General features: G+C 62.4%; 1 protein-coding gene. It reads left to right on the top strand.

The features are described from left to right. Positions 1–287 (top strand): DUF6531 domain-containing protein (locus tag E3O56_RS23450; protein ID WP_248129078.1); only part of this gene is annotated, 287 nt, incomplete at both ends.

The raw sequence follows: 287 nt of genomic DNA, 5'->3' as shown, positions 1-287 counted from the left end.
CCGGTGGTTCCGTTGAAGGCGGGCGACACGCTGGTTTCGAACCCGGTGCCGGTGGTTCGCAACAAGACCCGACAGACCGTGTTGGTCCGTCAGGAACACGTCGATGATGTGCCTGCCGTGGCGTCGAATCCAAAAGGAGATGCGGCGGCGCCAGCGGACAAGACGGTCACCAACGGCTGCCCGGTGTCGATGGTCACCGGCGAGGAATTATTGACCCTCACTGATGGTGCGCTGGACGGTGTTTTGCCGTTTGAGTGGACGCGGTTGTATCGCACCAGTGCGGTGGG

It is taken from the genome of Pseudomonas sp. W2Aug9, from assembly GCF_023127755.1.
GTDB classification, from domain to species: domain Bacteria; phylum Pseudomonadota; class Gammaproteobacteria; order Pseudomonadales; family Pseudomonadaceae; genus Aquipseudomonas; species Aquipseudomonas synxantha_A.
This window is presented reverse-complemented; position numbering and strand designations above follow the sequence as displayed.